The sequence below is a fragment of the Microcoleus sp. Pol17C6 genome (genome assembly GCF_036701145.1).
Taxonomy (GTDB): Bacteria; Cyanobacteriota; Cyanobacteriia; order Cyanobacteriales; family Microcoleaceae; genus Microcoleus.
The window spans coordinates 48,004-55,694 of record NZ_JAUBQH010000044.1 but is presented as its reverse complement, the minus strand read 5'-3'; the positions used below and the strand labels follow the sequence as shown (position 1 = coordinate 55,694).

Here is a 7,691-nt window from a genome sequence, read left to right as displayed (position 1 = left end):
TCATTCTCTCCTGGCGCGGTGGCTCTAGTTCTTCTTTTGCCACCGTTCTCATCTTTGGTTAGTCTAAACTACAGTCATTAGTCATTAGTCATTAGTCATTAGGGAAAATTCCCCATTAACCATGCCCAATGCCCGATGCCCGATGCCCAATTCCCAATTTTAATTTATCACCTCAAATACTACCAATCTGCTCAACCACAGCGGTTGATTTGCCTCCACACCTTCCGGACGACCCTTCGTAGAAGCAACTTGTATTCTGTTGCCATTTATCCCTTGTCTAACCAAAATATTTTTCACATTTGTCGCCCTTTCCAGTGCCAACTTTTGATTTTCTACCGGAGTGCTTTTAAAATCGCTGTAGCCAACTATCCTTAAATTCTTCGTGCGGTTTTTCTCCATATATTCCTTGACTTTACTAAGCTTTTGTGCCACATCTTTCGCCTCCAAACTTGCCGAACCTGCACCGAAATACACGCGAACTGGCATTATTATCTTTGGCGGCGGTGGAGTTCCTATTATCACTGTATTTGTTACGGACTTTACCCCCGGAATTTTCTCAAAAGCTTGAGTTATTTTCTGAGCATCTGGCACTTTGCTTACGCTGCCTGCAACGGCGACTTTTCCCTCTGCATAGCGAGCCGAGATATTAATGCTTTCTACTTTATTCAAAAGAGCTGCCGTCCGCTTGACATCGGCTTCGACTAAAACTGGATCGGGAGGTACTTCAACGGCTATAATTTTATTTTCAATTCTTGATTGTGGAGCCACTTGCTGAGCGATTTTTTCCGCTTTCAATCGCAGATTTTGATTCGGCACTCGTCCCGAAATCTGCAATAATTTATCTTTAACATCTGCCGCGATACGATAAACCGATAACTCTGGAGCAGATTGTAATGCTAAATTCGTATCTGCTTCTAAGCTCGCTTCAACTGCGCTGCGGTATTGATGAATTCCCCAAGGTACGCCAATTAAACCTAACGCTGCCAACCCGATAATGGGTAAAATTGGCCGTTTAGGAGATTTAACTTTTACCTCTGTATCGATTAATTTTTGCAATTTCGAGTTTACTTCGGGTGGTACCGTTGCTGGATCGCCGTTAAATGACTGAATTTGATCTCCGTATTCTTGAATAATATTGTTGAATATCGCTCGCATTTTGTACTTAAACCACTGGCGGGTTTCTCCTTGCATCACTACTGCTAGATAACACGAACCCGCTACTTCCAATACGATTGTAGATGTGCCGTATTCTATTGCATCAATTTCTGCAATATTTCCCGACTGAGAGATGCAATCGTTGACAAAAGCCCGAATAGCAGTCAGCATCCCCGCTACCATATCTGATTCTAGCTGTTCGCGTTCAGACTTCTGCACTGCTGAAATTACTAAGCCCGATTGTGTTTGAATTAAAAACACAGCTTTAACACTCATTGGTGTTGTTTCTTTTATCAGCAATTCTGCTTCAGAAATTCCCTGTAATTTGGCTTTAATTTTGCGACTAATTCCCTCTGGACTTAAAGCTGATTCTAGTTTTTCATTAATCTCCCGCATCATCTCGGCGATGTATTTTAAAATCGTGCTGCCGATGATCGGATAAAGTGCATCCGACATTGCTTCTCGCTTGAGATGAATTTGCTGTTTGATAGCGGTGGCCATTTCCGGCGCGATCGCCATGGCAATTTCATCGGGCGATTCACTGATTCTGTGGCTGATTCCCACAGTCAGAGCCGGCGATATGGCTACTCCCATTGATTGTCTATTTTCTCGGCTTTTCGTATTAATTATTTCATCAATTATCGGAGCTATGGTTTCGACAAATGATTTTCTAGACTCATTAATTGTTTGGATCATCATTTCGGGAAAGATGACTTTAATTCTGGCAAGTAATTCTTCCCGATCGCCTCCCCATTCAGCATCAGTAATTTTGCGATCGAGTTCCCCTACTTTATCGTTGAGTCTGTAATTATAACTTACAACTTCATCTAACAAGGGTAAAATAGATTCGATGACAGACTTTTGCAGTTGGGCGTGATGGCTAACCATCAGCTCGTCAATCAAAGGTTTCAGTAAATCTGTAAACAAGTCTGTCGATTCGTAAATCCGGTGTTCGATCGCCACAATCTGTTGTTCGATCTTCCCAAGTCTTTGATCGATCCTTTTATTCTGAATGATGGCATCGACAGCAGGGGCAATCGCAGATTCTATCTCTAGCTTTGCTTGTCCGATGTTTCGAGACAGCATTTCCACAATCACTGGCATTATTCTTGCCATCAACCCTTCTATCTCGGCTAAAACTTGCTGCTGAACTTCTACAATCTTAGTTTCATTATTTAATATTTGTGCTGCAATACCGCTGTTTTGAAGAGCCATGTTGACACCAGGTGCGATCGCCTCTCTCACCTCTAACTTTGTCTCCTCGATTTTCCGGTTCAGCGAGTCTATCATTAACGGCATTAACCTTGCCATTATATCTTCCGGTTGAGTTTTTTGCTGTCGCTGAAGATTATTTAGTCTACTTTCTACATCGCTCAATTTTCCTTGAACTTCTCTTTGAAGAATTGCTGATTCTATCAAAGGTTCGATCGTCGCTGCTACTTGTAATTTTGATTCATCGAGTTTCTGATTCAGCAAATCAGTTATTGCGGGCATTAGCATCGCCATTATCTCTTCTGGCTTCTGAATTGGCGACTGTTGTGTAGCCAGTCGGCGTTCGATAATGCTCAATACTTTTTCTTCTATTTCTACCCAAGCTATTCTTACCTGTACTGAAGGGGTAACAGCTTCTACAATCTCTGCTTTTAATTCACTAATTTTGCGGTTTAGCAATTCGCTAACTACTGGTACTAGCTGCTTGATTAAATCTTCCGGTTGCTGCTGGTAACGCTGCTGAATATTCGCAACTCTATCTTCAATTCTTACTACCTGTTCTTCAAGTCCGTTTTGATTGTGAATTACTTGATTGACTTTTGGTGCGATCGCCGAAGCTACCTCTAACTTAGACTCCTCTACCTTACGCTTTAGCAGCTCGCCCACCACCAACATCACCCTTTGCATTAACTGTTCTGAGTTCGGCAGTTGCTGCTGGTTGAAGTTAGCAATTTTATTTTCCAAATCAGCTATTTTGCTCTGCAATTCTAGCTGATTAATTTGATCGCTGCTAGCGAGTTCGATCGCATTTTTTAATTCCGACTTCAACCCCTCTAATTCATCTCTCACTAACTCAGGAATTAACGGTCTCAGTAAAGTCATCAACTCTTGAGGTTCAGACATCAACTTCTCAAAATTTTCTAACCTTTGTTCCACGCTCAAAACATTACTGTAAAATTCCGGTAAATCCCTTTCAAATAGCAGTTGTTGCAACCGCTTAAACTCCTCTACTGCTTGTTCTAACTCTTCCTCAGAGGGTCGATAATTTTTTGCTACCTTCGCTGTTATAGATAAATCGTGTTCTTCATTACTTTTTTCTCGTCTTTGAGAGGGGATCTCTTCATCGTTAGTTAATACTTCCGGTACAAGACTCGGTGGTTCGATCAGGAAAGACAATTGTTTGCGCCGATTTTCCTCATCCTCTAATCGCTGCACAGACTTTTCCGCAAGCGGTAACTTCAGCTCGCTTGGTTCTTTTTTTGATTTCTTTAATAACTGGAATTCAGTCAGTATGGTTAGCAATTCCTGAAGTTGCTCTCCAGCTTTAGAACTTGCTATAGTTGCATCAGAAACCTCTTTTTCTGACTGATATATTTTCCCTGAATTGTCATTTGATGCTGCCATACTGCCCTACCCAAACGTAATTTTAATCGACCGAAGGAAATTACCAGCTTGCTTGTCGCCTCACCCCAGCGAAAATCAATAGGAATGACACAATTTTTCCAAGCGTCAGGCGTACTAAAGCTATCGCCTTATTTTAACTGCTCTTCTGCGACTAGCCAACTGGGCCGCCAAATGCAATGCTGCCTTCATGCTGGAGGCATCCGCAATCCCCTGACCTACAATATCAAAAGCTGTGCCGTGATCCGGAGAGGTGCGGACAAAAGGCAAGCCAATTGTAGTGTTGACTGCTTTATCAAAAGCCATCAATTTTACTGGAATCAACCCCTGGTCGTGGTACATTGCCAAGTAACCGTCGTGAGCTTCCTTGGCTAAACCGTACCAAACTTTAGCCGGTTTTACCCACAGGGTATCAGGGGGGACTGGCCCGTCTAACTGCACTTGAGGAAAGCGATCGCGCTGCGTTTCCAACCAAGGTATCATCCAGTCTTGCTCTTCATTTCCCAGTTTGCCGTTTTCGCCGCTGTGAGGATTTAAGCCAGAAATCGCAATTTTCGGTCTTTCCAGCCCAAAATCTTCCCGCAAACAGTTTATCAGTAATTCTAGTTTTTCACTCAGTAATTCGGGACTCAACGCATCGGGGACTTGACGCAGGGAAATATGTGTGGTAGCGAGTAAAGTTACCAACGTCCAGCCACTGTGTGGAGATGTGGCGGCAAACAGCATTCCGAATCGCTGCGATTTTGCTCTTTCTGCGAGGAGTTCTGTTTGTCCGGGATAATTGTAACCGGCCGCCTGCCAGCAAGTTTTGGAAATCGGGCCTGTCACGATGGCGGAGAATTCGCCGGCGATGGTACGGGCGATCGCACTTTCCATGTAAGCAAAGCTAGCCGCCCCGCTAGCTGCACTCCCGACACCGGGGACAATTTCGCCCCACTTGCTGTCTGGTTCGATATCAATAATGTTTAATGTTTCGGGATTTGCCGCTTCTGCTGCTGGATTGCTCGATCGCAACTTATCGTAAGTTTGCTGCAAAACTCTCCTAGAGCCTATAACCGTTGCCATCAAGCCAGCAGCGGGATCGGCCAATGCCTTGAGAATCACTTCCGGTCCAATTCCCGCCGGATCTCCAAGAGTTACAGCTAGTTGTGATTCCCGATCGAGACTCAAGGCAGTTTTCTCCAAGAAAATACAGCAATTTCGGCACTGAAATTTTAGCATTCATGTACCTGGTTGCCCCAAATTATATTATCTTTATTTAATGCGATCGCCCAATTGGACATATCAAAACCATGAATCCTGAAATTTTCAATGCAGCCTTTTTGTCCTTTTCCCTAATTTTCGTGGGTATAGCTGGAGGCTTCCTCCTGCTCAAATTGCAAGGCGGCGAAGAATAAGTTTTTTTCAACCAATCCTTCAGAAGCCTTCTACCTTCTGCCTTCTAGAGTCTACTTGCTGCCTAAAGCCAGCCTTCTGCCGAATATCTCAAGCCTAAAATGAGAAAAATTCAGGTTTTTGTTAAGTTTTTATAAAAAACTTAACAAAAACCTGATACCATCTTATTGAAAGTTTAAGATTCATAATTAATCCCTAGATGACTTTATTGATTTTAGGTGCCACCGGCACTCTCGGCCGCCAGATAGCCCGCCGCGCCCTAGACGAGGGCTACCAGGTGCGCTGTTTAGTCAGAAGTTACAGAAAAGCTGCATTTTTGAAAGAATGGGGCGCTGAACTCGTACCGGGGAACCTTTGCCAGCCAGACAGTCTGCCTCCGGCCCTAGAAGGCGTCAGTGCTATTATCGATGCAGCAACAGCCAGTGCAGCCGATTCTGTCAGCATCAAAAGAGTAGACTGGGACGGAAAAGTATCGCTGATCCAAGCAGCAGCAGCAGCAGGCATCAAGCGTTACATATTCTTTTCCTTTCTCGACGCTGAGAAATATCCCCAAGTCCCCTTGTTGGAAATCAAGCGTTGTACCGAACTGTTTTTAGCAGAATCCGGTTTAGACTACACAATCTTGAGACCTTGCGGCTTTTTGCAAGGACTGCTGAGCCTGTATGCAATGCCGATTTTGGACAATCAGGCAGTCTGGCTGCCCAACAAGCCATCCGCCCTTGCCTACATGAACACTCAGGACGTTGCTAAATTTGCCGTCCGCGCCCTTTCCGTTCCTGAAACCGAGAAAAAAAGCTTTCCGGTGGTGGGAAATCGCGCTTGGGATGCTGACGAAATCGTGCGGTTGTGCGAACGGCTGTCAGGGAAGCAAGCTAAAATTACGCGCACCCCAGACGCCTTGTTGAAGGCTACTCGTCAATTTGCTAAGTTCTTTCAGTGGAGTTGGAACGTAGCTGACAGATTGGCTTTTTCAGAAGTTTTGGCAGCCGGAAAACCCTTGAAAGCTCCGATGGATGATGTTTACAGTGTCTTCGGAATCGACCCCAAAGAAACTACTACTTTGGAATCTTATCTCGAAGAATACTTTAATCTGATTATGAAGAAGCTCAAGGAAATAGAGTACGAGCAGCTTAAAACTAAAAAACGGAGTAAACAAAAAATGCCCTTTACATTTTAAAGTGCCGAAAGCTGGGATTATATACAACGACGTTAAACCTGTGGCTTGTCGCATCGCCGCAGAGTTGGAAGATAAGCTGACTGCCCGCGGCTGGGAGGTTTGCTCGGTTTCTGGTTCCGGAGGAATTCTGGGCTATTCTAGCCCCGATCGCCCCCTGTGCCACACTCAGATCGAACAACTCGTCCCCCCCGGTTTTGACAGCGACATGGAGTTTGCAGTGGTTTTGGGCGGCGACGGTACGGTGCTGTCGGCATTTCGCCAAGTTGCTCCGATTGGAGTGCCGCTGCTGACTGTCAATACCGGTCACATGGGCTTTTTAACAGAAACTTACCTGAACTTGCTGCCGCAAGCTTTGGAAAAGGTAATTGCCGGAGAATACGAAATAGAAGAAAGATCGATGCTGGCGGTGCGGCTGTTTCGAGAAAACGACTGCCTCTGGGAAGCTCTTTGTCTCAATGAAATGGTGCTGCACCGGGAACCGCTGACTTGTATGTGTCATTTTGAAGTGGCGATCGGTCAGCACGCCTCTATTGACATTGCCGCAGATGGAGTCATCATCGCGACTCCCACAGGATCGACAGCTTACGCCCTTTCTGCCGGTGGGCCTGTGATCATTCCGGGAGTGCCGGTGTTGCAGTTGCTGCCTATTTGCCCGCATTCAATGGCTTCGCGGGCTTTGGTGTTTTCCAACACCGAGCCTGTCAAGATTTTGCCGGCGAGTCCCACCCGCCTGGTAATGGTGGTAGACGGGAACGGCGGATGTTATGTTCTGCCTGAAGATTGGGTGCAAGTCGAGCGAGCTCCGTACCAAGCCCGGTTTATTCGCGTGCAATCTTTTGAGTTTTTCCACATTTTGCGGGAAAAATTGGGCTGGGGTTTGCCTCACATTGCTAAACCGAGTTCCGTTGAGTTGCCTTGATAGTTGTTGTTGACACTCCCCGACGATCGAGGTACGGGGATTGTTGGCTCAACCAGTTGGCTTGCTCGTAGATATCATATCAAGTCCATTTTTTTCAACTATGCTACGTCCGATCGGTTCTGGAACTTCTAACTCTTCATCGATCGCTCTCACGACACCTCTCCTCCCACACCTACTGGGGCTATACCACCGATCGCTCTCACTAAGTTCTCTTCCCGCAGGTTCTGGGACTGCTCAAACAATGTCGATCGCTCTCAACAACCAATGCAGAAGCTAGTTGTGGAGCGAGCTAACGACCCACTTCACCCGACGCAAAAACCTCTCGAACTAAATAGACATCTCCCATAAAGGCGAAAAATTACGCGACAGTAATTCTGGTAGTATGCGGATTAATAAGGTGGCGAATAGGTGCGATCGTTATGTGTTACTAAA

The 7,691-nt window shown here is 45.3% G+C and carries 5 protein-coding genes; 3 read left to right on the top strand and 2 right to left on the bottom strand.

The features are described from left to right. Positions 1-159: 159 nt before the first annotated feature. Both QUA25_RS20455 and pdxA read right to left on the bottom strand, forming a co-directional pair. Positions 160-3,771 carry an OmpA family protein gene (locus QUA25_RS20455; protein WP_333040921.1) on the bottom strand — a complete coding sequence of 1,204 codons (3,612 nt, stop codon included), beginning with the start codon at positions 3,769-3,771 and terminating at the stop codon, positions 160-162. Between the two features lie 120 nt (positions 3,772-3,891). Continuing rightward, a complete protein-coding gene (gene pdxA / locus QUA25_RS20450) occupies positions 3,892-4,989 on the bottom strand; it encodes a 4-hydroxythreonine-4-phosphate dehydrogenase PdxA (protein WP_333040920.1) in 1,098 nt (365 codons plus the stop codon). A gap of 71 nt (positions 4,990-5,060) precedes the next feature. Here pdxA and petM point away from each other — a divergent pair, with 71 nt between their 5' ends. The 3 genes from petM to QUA25_RS20435 all read left to right on the top strand — a co-directional run bounded on the left by petM (position 5,061) and on the right by QUA25_RS20435 (position 7,259). Next, on the top strand, positions 5,061-5,165 hold the full coding sequence (petM, locus tag QUA25_RS20445) for a cytochrome b6-f complex subunit PetM (protein ID WP_333040919.1): 105 nt from the start codon (positions 5,061-5,063) through the stop codon (positions 5,163-5,165). Positions 5,166-5,362: 197 nt separating this feature from the next. Beyond that, positions 5,363-6,340: an NmrA family NAD(P)-binding protein gene (locus QUA25_RS20440; protein ID WP_190657002.1), complete on the top strand. Its 978-nt coding sequence runs from the start codon at positions 5,363-5,365 to the stop codon at positions 6,338-6,340. A gap of 1 nt (position 6,341) precedes the next feature. Then, the gene (locus QUA25_RS20435; protein ID WP_333040918.1) at positions 6,342-7,259 is read left to right on the top strand and encodes an NAD(+) kinase; all 918 of its coding nucleotides are present in this window, start codon (positions 6,342-6,344) and stop codon (positions 7,257-7,259) included. The last annotated feature ends 432 nt before the right edge of the window (positions 7,260-7,691 follow it).

Coding starts and splice junctions, on each gene's coding strand:
- QUA25_RS20455 (WP_333040921.1), bottom strand. CDS start 3,771: ATGGCAGCATCAAATGACAATTCAGGGAAAATATATCAGTCAGAAAAA.
- pdxA (WP_333040920.1), bottom strand. CDS start 4,989: ATGCTAAAATTTCAGTGCCGAAATTGCTGTATTTTCTTGGAGAAAACT.
- petM (WP_333040919.1), top strand. CDS start 5,061: ATGAATCCTGAAATTTTCAATGCAGCCTTTTTGTCCTTTTCCCTAATT.
- QUA25_RS20440 (WP_190657002.1), top strand. CDS start 5,363: ATGACTTTATTGATTTTAGGTGCCACCGGCACTCTCGGCCGCCAGATA.